The organism is Pseudoalteromonas arabiensis, assembly GCF_001550155.1.
In the GTDB taxonomy this organism is placed as follows: domain Bacteria; phylum Pseudomonadota; class Gammaproteobacteria; order Enterobacterales; family Alteromonadaceae; genus Pseudoalteromonas; species Pseudoalteromonas arabiensis.
On sequence record NZ_LRUF01000008.1, the window covers coordinates 62988 to 82605 of the forward strand.

The window sequence follows — 19618 nt, forward strand, 5'->3', positions numbered from 1 at the left end:
GCCGCTAAAATCGCGCTGGAAAATTTAACCGATATTGTCTTTAGCAATGACTATATCTTATTGAAATTTGGTCTATCCTTAACTGAACAATTTAACCTTTGGTTCAAAACACCTTTGAAAAACGCAACGTTTACTGAAAAACGAAAATTTATCGTTAAGCTGGGTAAAATGCTCCATAAATATGGCACACCTGCTTACCGACTTGAAGCGCACCTAATGGAAGTTGCTACATACCTTGGACTCAAGTCTTCCTTTGTTATGTCGCCCACATCCGTTACTTTTGTGATCTGGACAGACGGCCACGAAGAAGAATACACCCATGTTGCACGTGTAGATCCTGGCGATCACGATTTAGGCTCGCTGGCTGATACCGATGACTTAGTAAACAAAATGCTCAATGGCGAGTTAACGTTACAAGAGGTTGATAAACAGCTCGACATTATTTACACCATGCCTAATCCGTACAACAAATTTACCACAGGTGTCGCGTTTGCAACCTCTGGTGGTGCATTTGCAATGTTAATGGGCACCAGCTGGAATGACGTATTTTGGTCAGCATTACTCACGCTCATTGTTTATTTATTTGTACTTTGGTCAACACGTTCTAAACGTGTCGCTCATATGCTCGAACCATTAGTCGCAATCGTTTCAGCAATTTTAGCCTGTGCAATTAGTGTCTATCTTGATGCCGAAATAAACATACGCTTAGTGGTGCTTTCTGCCATTATTGTGTTTATACCTGGGCTTGCCCTTGCCCTTGGGCTCGCTGAACTTGCAGCAAGACACTTAGTATCTGGTACAGCAAGGGTGATGGACTCCTTTATGCTGTTATTTAAGCTTTATTTTGGTGCTTTTATAGGGATTGGAATTGGCTTTGCCCTCTTTGGACAAACAGACTTTATACAACCTGAGCCATTACCCAAGTGGACAGCATGGCTGGCTATTTTTATGCTGTGTAGCAGCCTAATTGTAATTTTTAGAACTAAAATTAAACATGCCGTTTGGTCTATTGCCTCTGGCTTCATTGCTTATGGAACCAGTATCGGCTCGGCAATGTACCTAGATTACACATTAGGTACTTTTGTGGGTGCACTTGCTGTGGGTGTGTTTAGTAATTTATTTAACCGTGTAGCAAATGCGCCTGCTTCTATTGTTGCTATGCAAGGCTTAATTGTATTGGTTCCGGGCAGTAAAACTTATATTGGTCTTAACTCATTAATTGAGGGTCAAGATTTCGTATATGCTGATCACATTGGTCAACAAACCTTTTTGATCTTCATGTCGCTCGTGGCAGGCCTTATATTCGCAAACGTTGCACTGCCACCGAAAAAGAGCTTGTAACACTATTGAGCCCTGGGTTCCCTAGGGCTTTTTGCCAAAAACAACTCATCAATATCAATACGAATAAAGGTTAAAAATTCTTTCCCCCTATCGAGTGCTTCTTTACATTAGTCCATATTACTAGTTTACAAAAGCAGCATTCAATGAAAGTATAAATAAAGTACACATCGTCTTTAAAGATATAGTTATTTGCTTTATTTGCCATGTAACAAGGAGGTTTCATGTTCCCAATCGAGGTTTTTGTAACTTATACACTTGCTTGCTTATTGCTCGTTATCTCTCCTGGGCCAGATAATTTACTCGCGATTGGACGAGGATTAAGTCAAGGTCGAATGGCGGCGGTTATGTCGGGAGTGTCTTCTGGTGCGGGTATTTTATTTCATGTTATTGCCGCTACTTTTGGCCTGACGCTGTTAATTCAAACCTCTGAAGTCGCATTTTATGCCGTAAAACTAGTTGGTGCCGCTTACCTAATTTGGTTAGGTGTAAAAGTGCTACGTACGAAAAACCTCTTTTCATTAGAGCCTGCTAAGAAGCAATCTCTAACAACTATCTTTTCTACCGGCTTTCTTTCAGCTGCATTAAACCCCAAACCTGGGATCTTTGTTCTGGCATTTGTACCCCAGTTTGTGAACCCTAACTTGGGTTCAGTAACAATTCAAATGATTGGTTATGGAGTTTGGTTTGCGATATTAACAGCAATTGGCTTTAGCCTGATGGGTGTTTTTTCATCGCAACTCTTTAAATGGTTGAAAGATAAACCCAAGCTAGTCTCAGGGCTAAATATTGGGGCTGGGGTCACGTTTGTTTCTTCAGGGCTCGCTGTCGCATTTATGAAACAGCGATAAACAATTGGTAAGGAGTTAAAAATGAAATGTCCAGAGGATGGTCAACCATTAAAAGCTGATGAAGCTGAAGCGCATACGGGTTATGGATGTGCATCATGCAAAGGAGCCTGGCTACCCAAAAGTTACGTTCAATCCATTAAATTCACTAAAGAATTTGATCCAAAAGATTTTTTTAGTGCATTATCAATCTCTAAAAGCCAAACGAGCAACAACCAATGTCCCATGAATTGTGGCGCTTTACGTTCAACGAATAATCTTAGCTACTGCCCTTCTTGTCTAGGCGTTTGGTTCAAGCATAAAGCACTTAGAAAGATGCTTAACAACTACCAAACAAAAAGAGATAACGCAAACTCCGCCGATACGCCAATTATGGCTGAAGGTATTTTTTCTTTACTTGGGGCACTGTTTAAATAGCAGCATAGTATGCAGTAAGTTCGCGTAGATAGATTTTTAAAAAGCATCAATAAATCATTAATTTAGCATCTCCATATTATTGGTAATAACTAGCAGTTTTTGCACTTAATGAACGCCAAAATTAGTTCTTGCCGCATAAAAGTAGTGGACGAAGATAAAACAACTAACACTATCTCCACTCTGTCTTTTCATCAGCAAAGGAATTTCAATGAAAACGTTTTTATTAATCATAACCACATTACTTTACTCTCTCCCCTCATTAGCGAATAAAGCGTTAGCTCCCACATTCATCAACGTATTTAATGAAGGCCCGCGCCTTGAGGTCATTGATTATGTTTCTAATAATATGTCTGAAAATGTAATAGAAAGGTTTGGTATTGATGCGCATGTAGGCGTCTTTCTAAACTCCCAAAATACCTATGGCAAGCTCCAGCTAATAAAGGTTTTACCACCCGAAGGTAACAATGAAATAGTCGAAGTTATATCCAGCAACAATAAGCTAAAATATAACCTAATTATCAATAAAGAAGAGAACCCTCCTCATAAATTTAATTATTTCACATTACAAGACCCTGAATCGCAGGAAATACCTAAACAGCCGATTTCTAAGCAAGAACTAAAAAAAGCACTGTCTAGCTTTATAAATAACCTAGCTGCTAAAGATGCTTTTTCAGGCTCTGTCTTAGTCGCTAAAGGTCGTGACATCATTTATCAAGACGCTGTTGGCTATGCAAATCGAACATGGAATGAAAAAAATAAAATAGATACACGATTTGCCTTAGGCTCAATCAACAAAATGTTCACTGCAATTGCGGCATTACAGCTAATCGAGCAAGGGAAATTAAAATTTGAAGATAAGCTAATCCAGTATGTTGATAAGAGCTGGCTACCCAAAGAACACGCTGATTTGATCACTATCAGGCAGCTCATGACACATACATCAGGATTAGGAAACTTTTTTAACGACGAATTTAATCAAAGTAATAAAGAAATATACAGAGATCTAGCTGCATACAAGCCACTCATATCAAAGAGCGAACTGCTATTCAAGCCAGGTACACGAAACCGCTATAGTAACTCGGGAATGTTAATGCTTGGCTTAGTTATCGAAAAAGTCTCTGGTGAAAGTTATTACGAATATGTTCAAAAGAATATTTATAATAAAGCAAATATGCCTAATTCAGGAAGTTTCGAGCTTGATTCGGTAACAAACAACTTAGCATCTGGTTATTTAAAAAGATCGTATAGCAACCACTGGGTAGACAGCCGTTACACCAGAGCGGTTAAAGGCAGCCCCGCAGGTGGCGGTTTTTCTACTCTCGAAGATTTACATAACTTTTCTCTGGCTCTAACCGAGTTTAAATTACTCAGTAAAGCTTTTACCGAAGACGCTTACTCTGAGAAGACACAATATAACTCTGCTTTTTGGTATGGCTATGGTTTTTCTGTAAGTGGCGAGCCTAACAATCGTAAAGTAGGACACGGCGGTGCCTATTTAGGGGTTGATGCGCGTTTAGATATTTATCTTGATAGTGGATTCATTGTCGTCATACTAGCAAACCAATCAGATGTGGTCGCCCCAGTGAGAAGAAAAATTGACGAGTTAATCAACCGTTATAATCTATAAGCCCAAACGATACATTTAACTGAAACGACTAAAGGAAGACTTGGATATTGCAAAATTAGAAGCTATCTTAATTTTTATTCTGGATTAGCTGTTTACACAGTAAAAATAAATCGAACACTTCGCTTGTGACGATAGCTCATTTACATTTGAGATAGAAAAACAATTTTAGTCATATCCTTACTGCTACAAGCTTGCAATCAGGATGTATTAATAAAATTACTGAACATTACACTGAGCCCAAGGAAGTTAAGTTTGTTGTAAAACATTTTCATCATCTAGCAAACTTGGAAACAACGCCTAACAAGTTAAGCAGTAATAATTTAGTAAGCTGAAGAATTCAGAGAGGTAAAATAATGAGTAAAGCAAAACTTCCTGTAGCCTGGATTGAGAATCAGCCCCCTATTCAGCCAGGATTATATTTTGTAGCTGTTAGGTATGAAACTGGGTTTGGTTCTTATGATTATATGGATTGGGATGGCGAGAAATGGGAAAAAGATAAATCTATAAAAGTTGTTGGTTGGGTTGCCTTGTGTGACTTTTTAAAATTAATTGATGCTGGTTGGCCTTTAAGTGATGATCAAGATTCAGAATTAAAAGACTCGCTTAAAAAATATAAAGCTAACGACGATAAAGGTTTTGTCGAATTTAAGTAAGCTTTACTCATATTATCAATATATAATACCAAATGCTTGGCTAAGTATTCATTTTTCGCCAAATATAGCCAAGCACTTTCTGCAAATTTAGTGGATATCAAGTTGAGGGGGTTCAAAATTCTGTATCAGCTTAAATTGCTAAATATCTAGCACAGCATCTAACCTACCTTCGAAGTGGATGGCTAATTGAAAAATGTAAGATTCCAGCTATGGATTGGCATTGTCCACTCCTTTGAAGCGTTCAATATGTCCACATACATAATTTCATCAAACTATTTTCATTGGGAAATGCGCCCTTTGTTTTAGTGAGCTTTCTAAATTGGCGATGCACAGCCTCATAACACCAGTCACTTTTAAAAATACTCCTCCCTGCGTTATGATGTACCAAGCGCATTATTACCTCTTAATCTCATGATAGAAAAAACATTTAATCAGTTACTCGCCGCTTCCATTTCGGCAATTAATTCAGTCACGTTTACGCCTAAGTTGGTGGCTTTTATCAATCATATTGTAAATTTTGATTGTGCTGTTGTAACGGGTTTAAGAGGTAATAAACATCCTATTTATTTGTATGACTCAATTAAAGAGTCACGTGAGCTACTTTTTGAGCGCTACTTAACGGCATCGTTTCGTGATGATCCCTTTTATCAGATGATTTTAAGAAACAAAAAACAAGGGGTTCATTCTTTAAAGGATATCATTAACAATAAAGCTAAAATCTCCTCAACCGATTACTCACTTTTTTACTTACAAACAGGTTGGCAAGATGAGCTTTGCCTCGTTATTGAGATAGAGCCTGATCGCTGGGTCATTATTTACTTAGGTAAAACCAAAAAAGACCATGTATTTACTCGTGAAGATATAAACACATTAAAGTCACACTTCTGTCTAATTCAGTCACTATGTCAGCAACATTGGCTACAAGCAGAATTTCTTCTCGCTGAATCTTTATTGCAACCTGCGCTTCACACTGAGAAAAAACGCGAATTAATTAAGCGTGCTCTATTCACTTTTGGTCAGCACTTACTTACAAAACGTGAAAAACAAATCGTAACCTTAATTATTCAAGGCCTTGATAGCCAAGAAATAGCAACCCAGCTTGGTGTATCTGAAGGCACTGTTAAAAACCACCGAAAACGCATCTATGCAAAGTTACACGTGGCTTCATTAAGTGAACTTTTCCAACTTTTCTTAAACCACCTCATTACGCAATAAAGCTAAAACTGTCCCTTTTGAGATATACAAATCGCTGTTGTCTATTCGTACTCTGTCAATCTGATAGTAAAAATGAAGACAAGACAGATGACACTTATTCAACAATTAAATGATCGCGGGCTAATTGCTCAAGCCAGTAATCTCGAACAGATGCAGCAGCAACTCAATGATGCACCTCAAACTGTGTACTGTGGTTTCGACCCAACAGCGGGAAGCCTTCATATTGGTCATTTAGTACCACTTATTATGCTTAAGCGCTTTCAAGACGCGGGTCATCAAGCAATTGCGCTTATAGGTGGCGCTACAGGTATGATTGGCGATCCGAGCTTCAAAGCTAATGAGCGCAACTTAAATAGCGAGCAGATAGTCACTGACTGGGTTAAGGCATTAACAAGCCAAATTCAAAATTTATTATCACCTCATTTAGATAAACCCTTACTAACGGTTAACAATGCTGATTGGATAAAGGAAATAGATGTCATCACTTTTTTCCGTGATGTAGGCAAGCACTTTTCTGTCAATAATATGATTAACCGCGAGTCAGTAAAACAACGTCTGCACCGTGCTCAGCAAGGTATTTCGTTTACTGAATTTAGTTATTCTTTGCTACAGGCTTACGACTACGCACAGCTAAATCGTCAGTATGGTTGTAGTATACAAATTGGTGGTAACGATCAATGGGGTAATATTGTCAGTGGCATTGATCTTACTCGCAGGCAAAATAGCGCTCAAGTCTTTGGCTTAACCTTGCCGTTAATTACAAAATCAGATGGCACTAAATTTGGAAAAACAGAAGGAGGCGCGATTTGGCTTGATGCAACAAAAACGTCTCCTTATGCTTTTTACCAATTTTGGTTATCAACAAGCGATGCTGATGTTTACACGCTTTTGCGTTATTACACCTTTTTAAGCTGTGAGGACATTAATGCAATTGAACAACGAGACAAAGCAAGTACAGCTAAACCTAGAGCACAGCTGATCCTCGCAGCAGAAATGACACGCTTTGTTCATGGTGAAAAAGGACTTAAAAGTGCACAGCGCATAACACACGCTTTATTTACAGGTCATGTTCAGCAGTTAAGTTTAAGTGAGCTAAAACAATTAGAACTCGATGGTATGCCTTGCATAGCAAGTGCAACGCAAAACATGTTAGCGTTATTAGTAGAGGCTGGCTTAGCTAAATCAAAGCGTATTGCGCGGGAGCTAATAGACAGTAACGCCATTAGTGTCAATGGCAATAAAGTAACCTCAGATAATCAAGAGCTTGATTTTGGGTTATTTGACCACTATTGGCTAATCCAACGTGGTAAAAAGCACTTTTGCTTAATTAAGCGACAAGGTGCCTAGTAGCCTTCTCTAAAATGCGGATAAACGTGCCTAAAGCACATTTGTTCGCATCGCCACAGCGCTGTTATTTTTCAAACTACCTGCACATGTTTACTCACAAGCGCCACATTCATAAAGAACTGTTAATAATTGCGAGTTCAAATAGCGAACATTTGCACACTTTTTCCTCTATAAGTTATGAATCGTGCGCTTATTTTTATCTTAAAATTAATAAGTAAATTTAACTTATTAAAGAAACTAAACTTTTTAAAAATTAAAAACACAGTAAATTCAATAAAATAAAACTAAAATACCATTTAATTTAATCTATTTTTAACATTTCACAACTTTTCATTCAGATTCAAGACTCCCTTGCATTTAAAAGCGTTTAATAGCCTCTCAAACTTAAAATGACAGCGCTGCCTAAAAGCAGAGCAAGAAAAATAAGCAACCATTAAGTTGCGTTAGTTTGACAACAATTCAGTGTTATGTGCATTCACATAAGTACAAACACAAATGATAAGACAACAGTTCGAATTCAAGGGGATCGACGACAATGTTAAGCTTGAACAAAAATAAATTAAGTTTAGCTATCAGCTTGTCATTGGTGGGTGCGGGTATCAGTTTACCTGTATTTGCTAATGAGGCAGATAAAGCTACCACCGATGAAGTAGAAGTTATTCAAGTCCGCGGTATTCGCGGCAGCGTTGTAAAATCGCTCAATACAAAACGCTATGCAAACTCAATTGTAGATGCCGTTACATCAGAAGATATTGGTAAGTTTCCTGATCAAAATGTTGCCGAATCGCTACAACGTATAACGGGTGTATCAATGAGTCGTGCGTTTGGTGAAGGTGAGCGTATTAGTATTCGTGGTACCTCAGAAAACCAAAACCGTACTTTATTAAATGGCCAAGCGGTTGGCTCTGCAGATTGGTGGGTCGATTCATCAGCAAGCAGGGGCTTTAACTATACGATGCTTCCTTCTGAAATAGTATCTGGTCTTGAAGTCTATAAATCACCTGAAGCCGACATTGATGAAGGTTCAATCGGTGGTACAGTAATTGTTAGAACACGCAAACCTCTCGATCTCGAAGCAAATAAAATAGCAGGCTCAGTGCTGATGCAACACAGCGAGGTTTCTGGCGAAACAGACCCACAACTTGCAGGCCTTTACAGCTGGAAAAATGACAACGAAACATTTGGTGCACTTGTCTCTGTTTTTAAACAAAAACGTAATCTTCGTCGCGATGGTATTGAAGCATGGAGTTGGACACACCGTGATGTAACCCTAGAAGATGGCTCTGTTATTGAAGATGTGTACACACCTGGTGGTGGTGGTTCAGCCATGTTCACCCAAGAAAGAATCAGAACAGGTTTCAATTTAACACTTCAATACCGCCCAACAGACGATATTGATATTACCTTCAATGCACTTGATTCAACCATGAAGGCCAATAATGCCAACCAAAACTTCCTTTGGTTACCTGGCTATGGTGGTTCACAATACACGTCTTTAGATGTTGTTGATCATGACAAAGTGGGTCGCTTCGCCCAAGCTGGTACCTTTGGTTTATCTGAAACTGGAAATAATGTTCTTGATGAAACAAAAGTTCGTAATTCAGAGCTAAAAACCAATTCATACGATATTAAACTGGTTCATGAAGGCGAAATGTGGAAATCGTCTTACCACATTGGTGTAACAGAAGGTTCAGGAGGAACTCAAACAGACCGAAGCGTTGGCTGGGAAGGTAACACTGTACATAGTTACAACGCGGCAAACACTGAAAGTATTGAAACAAGTTACGCCAACGATCCTGCCGATGGTAATTTATGGAATTTAGGCTTTTTACGTTATGACTCAAATGATGCACTCGATAAAGAATACTATGCGCAAACAGATTTTGAGCGTGCAATTGATGTTGCAGTATTCAGTAAAATTAAGTTCGGTGTTAAATACCGTGATCACAAGCGTGAAAATGTTCGCTTGCAGTCACAGACTCGCACAGATCTAAACTGGAGCCTAGCCGACTATTCAAACCCTGCACCAAGCGATTTCTTATCGGATATTGGATCAAGCGGTACATTGCGTGATTATGCCATGACGGATCTTGGAAAAGTACGCCGTGATGGTGATGCCCTTGATTGGCAATATAACCTATTATTCGATAGTAACTTTGCAATAGAAGAAAACATCTTCGCAGGTTATGTGAAAGCAGATATCGATGTTGAAGGTATGCGTGGTAATGTGGGTGTGCGTTTGGTTGAAACCAAACAAACCACAGGTGCTTATGTAGGGCCTGCTGATGCTAAAGTGTGGCAAGAAGAAGAAACCAGTTACTTTGATATTCTTCCAAGCTTAAACTTAGCAATTGACTTAAATGACGACATGTTACTTCGTATTGGCGCTGCACGTGTTATGACGCGCCCAGACTACGCCGCGATGACGAATGCCACAACCTATAACACAGAAACTCGTGTAGGTACGGGTGGTAACTCAAATATCGACCCATACCGTGCAACACAATTTGATGTTGGCTACGAGTGGTATTTCGCTGATGCAGGCATTTTTTCAGCCGCTCTGTTCTATAAAGATTTACAGTCTACTTTAGGCAATAACACTCAAACCGAAATATTTGACGGTGTGGAAATTGAAATAAGCCGTCCGATTAATGGTCCGTCAGGCACATTAAAAGGAATAGAGCTTGGTTTCCAAACAGAAATAACAGAAGGGTTTGGGGTCGCGGCTAACTACACATTTGTGGATGGAGAGTCAAAAGACTTAGAAGGCAACGATGTGCTTATTCCTGGTATTTCTGAGCATACGTATAACATCAGCACTTACTACGAAACTGAACGTTTTGGCGGTCGAATTTCTTATAACTTCCGTACTGGTTACGACACAGGTCGTGCATGGCCTGGTTATCAAGATGATTACGGCCAAGTTGATGCCTCTTTTAACTTTAATATCACTGAAAACATCACCGCTGTTTTCGAAGCAACCAACCTAACAGATGAGCATACCTTCAGCTATCAAGAGGAAGGTGTTAAGCAAGCACTTACAGGCGTATATGCTGACGGGCGTCGCTTTTCTGCTGGGGTTCGTTTCAATTTCTAGTCGACACACTTGCTAACACAGGTATCCGACTATCGCCATGGATGGTGAGCCTCAATGCCCTGAGGTCTTTGAGCGGTGGACTTTGTTCACCGCTTTTTTTATTGATTAAATAGCATGTGTTGTTCTAGCAATCATGGCTAAAACAAGTACAATCAACGACTAAAGAGCTTTTAAGAATCTTAAAATAAATTACCAGTGTCGCTCATAACCACTCACCCAAAAGATGCAAAACGTGCAACTCGAACCATGCAACTATTTGCATGGCTGGTCACTTATGCTCTTTTATCTTGTAGTGTAAAAGCCGATCTTCTCGATGCCACCTTAGCTTATCATCAAGGCGATTATAACAAAGCTCAGCAGCAGTTTTACGAGCTTGCTCAGTTAGGTAATGTAGATGCGATATATAATATTGGTGTTATGTATTTACATGGTCAAGGCCGTGAGAAAAACCCAGCCAAAGCCTATGCGTGGTTTAATTTAGCCGCAGATTTTGGCCTAGAAGAAGCACGCGATACTGCAAGGCTTATCGCCAAACAAAGTGAACAACAACACCAAGCATTTGAAGATGCATACGCAGCCTTGTTAACGAATATTAGTTATGAAAAGTATGATCAAGAACTGCGCCCAGAACTAACTGCAGAGCCTGTGCATGAACAAAGTGTGTATCGTAGCTATACCGTTGAACCAACCTACCCCGAACACGCCTACAACAATGGTTTAGAGGGTTGGGTTTGGTTAGAGTTTGATATTGATAAAAACGGCGCTGTTGGTGATATTACACTCGTAGACTCTTACCCTAAAAATACGTTTGACAAGCCTCTCATAAATGCCGTCAAACGTTGGCAATATAACGCGCCTAACGAGATAGAGCACGCATATTATAATCGCTCTTTGCTTTATCACTTTACAACCTTCAAAGGTGAGCAATACCAGCAAAGTTTTCAGCGTCAGCAAAAAAGTTACCAAAGTGAAATAAGTGAACTAATAGATGCAGCCGAACAAGGCAATGCGCTAGTTCAATACTATATTGCTAATTGGTTAAGCTCTGATAAGTACAATGCGAGTAAGTTATTGAAATATCATTGGCAAAAAGACACCGCCAGTAGTGAGTTATTACTTACCTCAGCTCGCAATGGTTACGCTAATTCTCAATACCGAATAGGCGCTAATTTGCTGCGCGGTGATTATGGTCGAGTAGACAGACAAAAAGGCTTAAATTGGGTTTTATTAGCCGCGCAAAATGGTTTTGCTAATGCTCAATATCGCCTTGGTCGTGAGTTATTAAACAAACAGTATGTTGATTATGCGCCTAACAAAGCACGAAAATGGTTAATTGCGGCAGCCGCACAAGGCCACTTTAGAGCTAAGCGCGATTTAGCAGCACTTCTTTTTGAATTAAACGAACCCGCCGCTAATATTCAACAGGCATTAGATGATGCATTAAAACTAGATAAAAGCCATCCACAACTATTGTTGCTACAGGCCAAACTCCAACAACAACAAAAACAAATCGAACAAGCTAAGTTCTCTGCACAAGCTGCGCTTAATGAAGCACGCGACAGAAACTGGAGTACTCAAGCCATTTCAGCCTTTTTAACGGTACTTAATTAACCACTTGATGTAACAAAATATCAGTTTCAATACCATCAACCTGACTAAACACCAATTGTGCTCCATCCACAGAGCTACTCATTGTCAAACTAACTCCTATGTCTAACCCATAAGCACCTAGCTTTTTAATAAATATATTTTCTTGTGAAGCAATAACATAACAATACAAAGATAACTGATGGCCTTCACGAAGAATATAATACATCCCTCCGTCAAATAACGCCGGCTTATATAAACTAAGTGATGGCAACAGTTGTGATAAGGGAATATGTTGTTCTAAAGCTGCTGACAGATAAACACGCAATGTGTGCTCATAGTTAATGTAAGACGGATTCAATTGCCACAGAGGCTGAGCTGGCGATAACCTTCGGGGTGTCACATTATTTGCCTTTAATGAGTTACTGCTCAGTTGCAAATCATACTGCCAATCTTGCCATTCACCCTGCTGCGATTTTGCTTGATAAAAAATAGTTTGGCTATCATCAGACCAACGAACCGCATTCAATTGCTCAAAGCCTGAAATAACGGGGACCAATCGGCGTGAAAAAGAATTTATTAAATACACATTTTGTCTTTCATCTAGCAACAATAATGTATCGCCATTAGGCGAAAATTGCAGGTATTTTGGCGTAATATGGCTGGGTAATTGAGCTACTCGATTGGCTCCTTTTCGGCGTTGATGTTTAATCCAAATCTCTGCTTGAGAATACCGAGTAACACCGGGGCGCTGTACAGAAATAAATGCAACCTGCTCACCATTGCTTGATACAGTAGGCATGAAGTCCATACGGGTTGAAGAGGCAAGCTGAGTGGTTTTATCGACACTTATTCCGTCACTGTCTTTATGTAAACTGAGTTGATACGCATTTATTTGCGCTAACCCCTCTGCATGGGCAACGTCACCATTAACAGGGTTTACATCTAAACTGGCAATAAACCCCATAGGTTTATGTAATGAGTGTTTTTCCCCCTGCAATGTGCTGCGCATCAGTTCATCTTCCACTGACCAAATATGTTTTGAAAACGCGCCATAGATGGGCTGTTGTTTATACTGCTGACGACTAACAATGCGCTGCTCACTCAGGTTATGCAAATTCACTTCGCTTAGTGTGTACCAAATGCCCTGCTTTTCAACAATCAGCATTTTTCCTTCGCCACTTATATCAAAAGCGAGAGGTTTAAACTCCCCTATCAGGGTTGTATCTTGCACTCTAACTTTATCACCCAAACTCAGCGTGTATTTCATCAAACGGGGCTGGTTGTCGTGCCAAACAATGCCAAAAAGTGCATCTGGCTTATACCACTTGAGCCGTGTGGGAGCGCTACTGGGCTGGCACTGTGTTAAGGTATACTCTGGGCTCAAACGCCATGTTTCAATCGCGTTATTAACACCTATTATGCGAATATCACAGCGTAACGGGTCATAACGATAATATGCCAACCACTGACCATCCGGTGACCATACCGGTGCTTCTTCGGAATAACCTGAGCTTTTAATATTATGAACTGTTTGGCTTTGTTGATCGAATACAGCTAAGTCAAACTGATTTTGTAATTCGTTTGACTGACTAAAGGCTAAATATCGCCCATCTGGTGAGTAACGTAAAAAAGCCTCAGTGCCTGGTGCAGATGTTACGCGAGCACGGTAGTTAAACTCTGTCGGTTTGCCCTTTGCCGTGAATAAATACTGTAAAAATAAAGTGCTAATTACACCTACAACAATACCTGTGAGCCCAAACAACGCCATCTTTTTTGGCGAATGTTGACGAGCCTTATCAAACAGTGTTGGCGGTTCACTCACATTGGCAATGAGCTGATAGCCGATGCGAGGAATCGTTCTAATAATTTGCGGTGGAGACTTATTGTCATGAAGGCTTTTTCGAAGTTGAGTGACCAATTGACTAACCGAGTTATCACTGACGATCACATCTCCCCATAGCGCATCCATAATCTGTTCTCGTGAAACAGCTTCGCCCTGTTTTTTTAATAACAAAGACAACAAGGCTAATTGCCTAGACTCTACATCAACCCATTCGTTCTGTATTTTTATTTTCAGGCTCACAAAGTCAACGATGACATCGTTAAGCATTACTTTTTGTTGGGTTGACATCGACATTTGTTCAATTGTTACACAGGTTAATCTATGGTTAAATTAATCGAGAAAGCGTAAAATATAAATAAGGTACAGACAACAAGCAACAAACTCTTGATTTTATTATCATGAGGCAACTTGAAGAACACATTAACCGCTTTATTGGATTTGGCATGGCTTTAATAACGCTCAATTTTATTAACATTTTTACCTATATTGGTTTTATTTTACTTGTATTTAGTTCAACGTACAGCGTTGCTCAAACAAGTGATAAAGAAAAGAACGCTTTAGAAACCATTCAAATTAGGGGTTTTCATGACAGCGCTGTCAAGTCACTCCATGATAAACGAAATAGCCAATCAATTATAGATACTATTAGCGCACAAGATATCGGTAAATTTCCTGATAAAAATGTCGCAGAGGCACTCCAACGTGTGACCGGTATTTCATTATCACGTATTCAAGGTGAAGGTGAGCGAGTGGGTGTTAGAGGAACAACGCCAGAGCAAAACCGTACTTATTTAAATGGTCAATCAATTGCATCAGCCGATTGGTGGATTTCATCGCAACCCAACAGGGGGTTTAACTATACCTTATTGCCCGCTGATTTAGTTGCCTCACTCGAAGTCTATAAAACACCACAAGCGGACCATGATGAAGGCTCATTAGGGGGAGCGGTTAACATAAAAACCATGCGCCCTCTGACAACACCGAATAAGCACTTTGTGATAAATACTCAACTGCAGTATAACGACCTATCAGGTGAGTTTGATCCACAACTAGCGAGTTTCTATAACTGGAAAAATAGTACACAGAGTACTGGCTTACTACTTACTTTTAGTCGCAATGAGCGCTCATTACGTCGTGATGGCCTAGAGTCGTGGGGGTGGCACGAACAAAACTACACCTTGAATGATGATAACAGCCTCTCCCCTGTAGACAGGCTAGCCGATATAAATCGAGTTTGGACGCCTGGCGGTGGTGGGTCGGCGCTCTTTAAGCAACGTCGAATTCTTACCACTGCAACATTTGCTTTTGAGCACCAACTCAATTTTGATTGGAATATTCAACTAAATGGCTTGTATTCAGTGCTTGATGCCGACAATAGTAACCAGAACTTTTTATGGCAACCAAGTAGCGTTTTTGCCAGAGGAGGTCGTATTCATGACGCTGAAATCATTAACAATACATTGGCTTTTGCTCGTTATAGCAAAGTCACTGATATAAATAGACCTTATAGCACTGCAATGGAAGCTATTTGGCGAAAATCACAAATCGACACAAGCAGTATACAGTTGGTCGCATCGCAACAGGCTGATTTGTGGCATAATACTTATCAATTAGGCTTTACTCATGGCGGTGGAGGCTCAAAGCAAGACTATACCTCTCAATTCTCAGCGAATACGGCGTTTAGTGTCGACACACGGCAACAACAAAATATCATTGCTAATTATGCCATTTCACCCCTTGATGCCGCACAATGGCAACTCACCGAGGCCAGAAACGACAGTCAAGATTCCACTGATCAAGAGCTTTATATACAAACTGACTTTGAACGTGCCGTTGATCATTCAATTATTTCTTCTATAAAATTTGGCGTAAAATATCGCGATCATCAACGTGACTTTATTCGCTTACGCTCAATTAATGGCTCATACGATCAACTAACAGAGCAACTTGCTTGGACACTTGCTGATTTTCCTGCTGCTATCCCAGATGATTTTTTAACCGGTATTGGTAATCAGCACACTTTAAAAAACTATAGCTATGTTGATATCAACTTACTTGCAAAGCAATTTAATACACTTAATTTTGTACAGCAGGAAGAAAAAGCCAGTCGTTTTGATATACAAGAAAGAACGACTGCGGGCTATGTTAAGCTCAATTTAAATGGCGATACATACAACGCAAACCTTGGGCTACGAGTTGTTAATACTCGCCAAGATAGCGCTGCTTATGCTCGCATCGCATCGCCTATTGAGCTTCCGGACAGCTACCAATGGCAAACCCACTATAAAAATTACACAGACTTACTGCCCAGTATAAACCTCAACATTGATATTACCGATGATGTGATTTCTCGCTTTAGTGTAGCCAGAGTCATGTCTCGCCCGCAATATAATCACTTAATGCCTTCTACCAACTACAATGTCACCCAAGCACAAGGCCAAGGCGGTAACCCTGATTTAGACCCTTACAGAGCCAATCAATTTGATGCGAGCCTTGAATGGTACTTTGCTGATGCAGGGTTATTGTCTGCTGCTTTATTTAATAAAGATGTTGAGTCATTTATTGAATTTAACCGTGGTGTTGAAGTGCATGAAAACATTGCTATGACAATAGACAGACCAATCAATGGCAGTGGTGGTACGATTCGTGGTTTTGAACTCGGTTATCAACAAGAACTATTTTATGGTTTCGGGTTAATTGCAAATTATACCTTTGTTGATGGCGAAAGAAGTAAACGTAATAATGCCAGCCTTAACGCCATTCCTGGTACTTCAAAACATACTATAAACTTAACTAGCTACTACGAAAACGAACGCTTTAGTGGCCGTTTAGCATATAATTATCGCACTGACTTTGCGACTGGCGTGGGTGAAACCATCATGGAAAACTTCGGGCAGTTGGACGGTAATTTAACCATAAAACTAAACAAACAATTCGATATTATTGTTGATGCAATAAACCTTAGCAACGAAACAACCTACACATATGAACGTAATCAGTATGCTCCTACGGGCATCTATAAGAATGGCCGACGGTTTTATTTAGGTATTCGTTACAGCCACTGATCGCATTTGTTACTAATGCGATTCCACACTGCTATAATCACCGCAGAACATAACAAGCGAAGGGAACTACTATGCTAAAAACTGCTTTAGCCTTAGCCGTTGGTCTTTCAAGTACACTTGCTACTGCCAACGACACAATTACAATTGACGACATTCCAACAATACAATCAGTTATCCAAACAAGCGTAAGCCCTGATGGTGACTCGGTTGCGTTTACCCGCTCAGTGCCACGTACACTGTACAAAGATGAAAATGGTCGTAATTACAGCGAACTTTACATTGTTGATGACGAAGGCGTTGAGCGTCCGTACATTACAGGTAACGTTAACATCGGTAGCATTCAATGGTCTAAAGATAGCAAAACCATTTATTTTCTTGCTAAATTAAACGATGAAAAATTCACTTCACTGTATCAAATACCCGTTGACGGTGGTCAAGCTCAAAAAGTAATGTCTTTAAAAGACACATCAATATCAAGTTACGAGCTAAGCCCTGACAATCAAAAAGTTGCTATTTTAGCACTCCCTGCCAAAGATAAGTCTGAAAAAGAGCTAAAGAAATTAGGCTTTATGGCAGAAGTATATGAGCTTGGTCTTGATAATAAACAGCTTTTCATTGTTAGTCTGGCAAAAACAGACACGCCATTAAAGCCAACGGCATTAAACGTTAGTGATTATGTTAGTGATATGAATTGGTCAGCTAACGGTGAAAAACTACTTGTTAAAACTCAACCAACTGCTCTTATTGATGACAAATACACCAAGTCAATGTGGCGTTTATATGATGTTGCAAATGACCAAGTAACCTTATCTTTTAAAACCGAAGGTAAGTTAGGCGATGCTGAGTTATCTGCTGATGGTAAATATATCGCGATTTTAGGTGCTGAGGATAAGCATGATCCAGCTACTGGCCGCTTATTTATTGCTGATACAAAAACGGCTGAAATCACAGAGTGGCTACCAAACTTTATGGGCCATATCGTTGATTTTGAATGGTCTCATAAACGCAATACATTAAACTTCATCGCCAATGTTGGTACAGAAAGCTTTGTTGCAAGTATTAAAACGGGCAGTAAAAAATATAAAAAAATCATTGAAGAAGGTCGCTTTATTGCCAGCAACTTAAGTGTGTCTGATTCAGATAAAACCTTAACTGTACGCGCGAATACAGCAAAACATCCAAATGAAGTGTTTATTATCCGTGGTAATAAAGCAACCCGTTTAACTGATTCTAACCCTTGGTTAAATGATAAACGCTTTGCCAAACAAGAGACTATCTCACTTAAAGCACGTGATGGTGTCGATATAGAAGGTATATTGGTTTACCCTCTTGATTATAAAGAAGGTACCCGATACCCACTTATTATGTCTGTCCATGGTGGGCCTGAAAGCCATGATAAAAATGGTTGGGTAACCAATTATTCTCGCCCAGGCCAAATGGGAGCCGCGCGTGGTTATGCGGTTTTCTATCCTAACTACCGTGGTTCAACAGGTAAGGGGGTTGATTACTCAAAACTAGGCCAAAACGACTATGCAGGCAAAGAATTTGACGATTTGGTCGATTTTAAAAATCACCTTGTAGAAATGGGACTTGTTGATACAAAACGTGTTGGTATCACAGGTGGCTCATACGGTGGTTATGCCTCAGCGTGGGGGGCAACAAAGCTGACTGAACACTTTGCAGCAAGTGTGATGTTTGTGGGTGTATCTAACCAACTTTCAAAATTTGGCACAACAGATATTTCTAATGAAATGAATCTGGTTCACGCACGCTCATATCCTTGGGATAAATGGCAATGGTATTTAGAGCGCAGCCCTATTTACTGGGCGGGCCAATCTAAAACACCACTGCTTATCATGCATGGTAAAGAGGATCCACGTGTACACCCTGCTCAATCAATGGAACTTTACCGTTACATGAAAGTACAAGGCAAAGATGTACGCTTAGTCTACTACCCAGGTGAAGGGCATGGTAACCGTAAGGTTGCCGCTCAGTACGATTACAGCCTCCGTCTAATGCGTTGGATGGACAACTACTTAATACAGGGCAATAAAAACATGCCTGAATTTGAGATTGACCATGCAGCTAAACTAAAGGCCGCAAAAGATACAGATAAATAATCTAAACGCCTTGCTTTAAAAGCAAGGCGTTTTTCTTTTTGTCATTGGCTTTACTTACACTCTAAAACTAATATAACTGATTAAAAGTGTGGGCAAAAAGTAAAAGGAATTATTGAATGGTGCGTGTAGTATGCTTTTTTATTGGATTGACTATATTCAATTTACAGGCCGAACCAGAGTGCGCAAACTGCCACCAAAGCCAAGTACAAGATTGGCAGTCTTCGCACCATTTTCATGCAACGGAAAAAGCCACTGCCACGACTGTGCTCGGTAATTTCAACGACCAAACCCTCGAATACGAAGGCCAGCAAGCGCGTCTCTACACAGTAAAATGTACAATGCCGACGTAACCTGTATACAAAGCCAACATTATCAGAACAGGAATGCGTTATCTTATCGATGAATATTTTGGCATAGCTATCTGCGCATGGCCCTGAGCAAAATGCAATTTATATACA

Annotated in this window: 13 protein-coding genes and 1 pseudogene; 12 read left to right on the forward strand and 2 right to left on the reverse strand. The window is 39.9% G+C overall.

The annotated features are described in order from the left end of the window. Positions 1-114 precede the first annotated feature (114 nt). The 5 genes from PAARA_RS02975 (at position 115) to PAARA_RS02995 (ending at position 4883) form a co-directional block, all read left to right on the forward strand. Positions 115-1341 (forward strand): threonine/serine exporter family protein, encoded by a 1227-nt coding sequence (locus PAARA_RS02975; protein WP_083515266.1) that lies wholly within the window; start codon positions 115-117, stop codon positions 1339-1341. A gap of 221 nt (positions 1342-1562) precedes the next feature. Continuing rightward, positions 1563-2189 carry a LysE family translocator gene (locus PAARA_RS02980; protein ID WP_062567593.1) on the forward strand — a complete coding sequence of 209 codons (627 nt, stop codon included), beginning with the start codon at positions 1563-1565 and terminating at the stop codon, positions 2187-2189. 21 nt (positions 2190-2210) lie between these two features. After that, a complete protein-coding gene (locus PAARA_RS02985) occupies positions 2211-2603 on the forward strand; it encodes a TFIIB-type zinc ribbon-containing protein (RefSeq protein ID WP_062567594.1) in 393 nt (130 codons plus the stop codon). Positions 2604-2811: 208 nt separating this feature from the next. Further along, positions 2812-4230 (forward strand): serine hydrolase domain-containing protein, encoded by a 1419-nt coding sequence (locus PAARA_RS02990; protein WP_062567595.1) that lies wholly within the window; start codon positions 2812-2814, stop codon positions 4228-4230. 353 nt (positions 4231-4583) lie between these two features. Then, the gene (locus tag PAARA_RS02995; RefSeq protein WP_062567596.1) at positions 4584-4883 is read left to right on the forward strand and encodes a hypothetical protein; all 300 of its coding nucleotides are present in this window, start codon (positions 4584-4586) and stop codon (positions 4881-4883) included. A 138-nt stretch (positions 4884-5021) separates the two neighbouring features. Here PAARA_RS02995 and PAARA_RS20340 read toward each other — a convergent pair. Beyond that, positions 5022-5223, reverse strand: a pseudogene (locus PAARA_RS20340) (IS256 family transposase); the annotation flags it as partial. Positions 5224-5294: 71 nt separating this feature from the next. Here PAARA_RS20340 and PAARA_RS03000 point away from each other — a divergent pair. The 4 genes from PAARA_RS03000 (at position 5295) to PAARA_RS03015 (ending at position 12153) form a co-directional block, all read left to right on the forward strand. After that, positions 5295-6098 (forward strand): response regulator transcription factor, encoded by an 804-nt coding sequence (locus PAARA_RS03000; protein WP_062567597.1) that lies wholly within the window; start codon positions 5295-5297, stop codon positions 6096-6098. A gap of 87 nt (positions 6099-6185) precedes the next feature. Further along, positions 6186-7445, forward strand: a complete 1260-nt coding sequence (tyrS, locus tag PAARA_RS03005; RefSeq protein WP_062567598.1) for a tyrosine--tRNA ligase — start codon at positions 6186-6188, stop codon at positions 7443-7445. 535 nt (positions 7446-7980) lie between these two features. Continuing rightward, positions 7981-10542: a TonB-dependent receptor gene (locus PAARA_RS03010; RefSeq protein WP_062567599.1), complete on the forward strand. Its 2562-nt coding sequence runs from the start codon at positions 7981-7983 to the stop codon at positions 10540-10542. Between the two features lie 195 nt (positions 10543-10737). After that, a complete protein-coding gene (locus tag PAARA_RS03015) occupies positions 10738-12153 on the forward strand; it encodes a TonB family protein (RefSeq protein ID WP_245219875.1) in 1416 nt (471 codons plus the stop codon). Here PAARA_RS03015 and PAARA_RS03020 read toward each other — a convergent pair. Continuing rightward, entirely contained in the window at positions 12146-14263 is a 2118-nt protein-coding gene (locus PAARA_RS03020) for a winged helix-turn-helix domain-containing protein (protein ID WP_062567600.1), read from the reverse strand. The two genes, PAARA_RS03015 and PAARA_RS03020, sit on opposite strands and share 8 nt — an antisense overlap. A gap of 155 nt (positions 14264-14418) precedes the next feature. On the opposite strand from PAARA_RS03020, the gene PAARA_RS03025 reads away from it, so the two are divergent. From PAARA_RS03025 to PAARA_RS03035, 3 genes are all read left to right on the forward strand, one after another. Next, positions 14419-17040: a TonB-dependent receptor gene (locus tag PAARA_RS03025; RefSeq protein WP_062568147.1), complete on the forward strand. Its 2622-nt coding sequence runs from the start codon at positions 14419-14421 to the stop codon at positions 17038-17040. Positions 17041-17111: 71 nt separating this feature from the next. Beyond that, on the forward strand, positions 17112-19160 hold the full coding sequence (locus tag PAARA_RS03030; RefSeq protein WP_062567601.1) for a S9 family peptidase: 2049 nt from the start codon (positions 17112-17114) through the stop codon (positions 19158-19160). 116 nt (positions 19161-19276) lie between these two features. Further along, positions 19277-19510 carry a multiheme c-type cytochrome gene (locus PAARA_RS03035; protein WP_062567602.1) on the forward strand — a complete coding sequence of 78 codons (234 nt, stop codon included), beginning with the start codon at positions 19277-19279 and terminating at the stop codon, positions 19508-19510. Positions 19511-19618: the final 108 nt, after the last annotated feature.

What these genes read in the sequence shown, in the direction of transcription:
- PAARA_RS02980 (WP_062567593.1), top strand. Translation starts at nt 1,563, where the DNA reads ATGTTCCCAATCGAGGTTTTTGTAACTTATACACTTGCTTGCTTATTG.
- PAARA_RS02985 (WP_062567594.1), top strand. Translation starts at nt 2,211, where the DNA reads ATGAAATGTCCAGAGGATGGTCAACCATTAAAAGCTGATGAAGCTGAA.
- PAARA_RS02990 (WP_062567595.1), top strand. Translation starts at nt 2,812, where the DNA reads ATGAAAACGTTTTTATTAATCATAACCACATTACTTTACTCTCTCCCC.
- PAARA_RS02995 (WP_062567596.1), top strand. Translation starts at nt 4,584, where the DNA reads ATGAGTAAAGCAAAACTTCCTGTAGCCTGGATTGAGAATCAGCCCCCT.
- PAARA_RS03000 (WP_062567597.1), top strand. Translation starts at nt 5,295, where the DNA reads ATGATAGAAAAAACATTTAATCAGTTACTCGCCGCTTCCATTTCGGCA.
- tyrS (WP_062567598.1), top strand. Translation starts at nt 6,186, where the DNA reads ATGACACTTATTCAACAATTAAATGATCGCGGGCTAATTGCTCAAGCC.
- PAARA_RS03010 (WP_062567599.1), top strand. Translation starts at nt 7,981, where the DNA reads ATGTTAAGCTTGAACAAAAATAAATTAAGTTTAGCTATCAGCTTGTCA.
- PAARA_RS03020 (WP_062567600.1), bottom strand. Translation starts at nt 14,263, where the DNA reads ATGTCAACCCAACAAAAAGTAATGCTTAACGATGTCATCGTTGACTTT.
- PAARA_RS03025 (WP_062568147.1), top strand. Translation starts at nt 14,419, where the DNA reads ATGGCTTTAATAACGCTCAATTTTATTAACATTTTTACCTATATTGGT.
- PAARA_RS03030 (WP_062567601.1), top strand. Translation starts at nt 17,112, where the DNA reads ATGCTAAAAACTGCTTTAGCCTTAGCCGTTGGTCTTTCAAGTACACTT.
- PAARA_RS03035 (WP_062567602.1), top strand. Translation starts at nt 19,277, where the DNA reads ATGGTGCGTGTAGTATGCTTTTTTATTGGATTGACTATATTCAATTTA.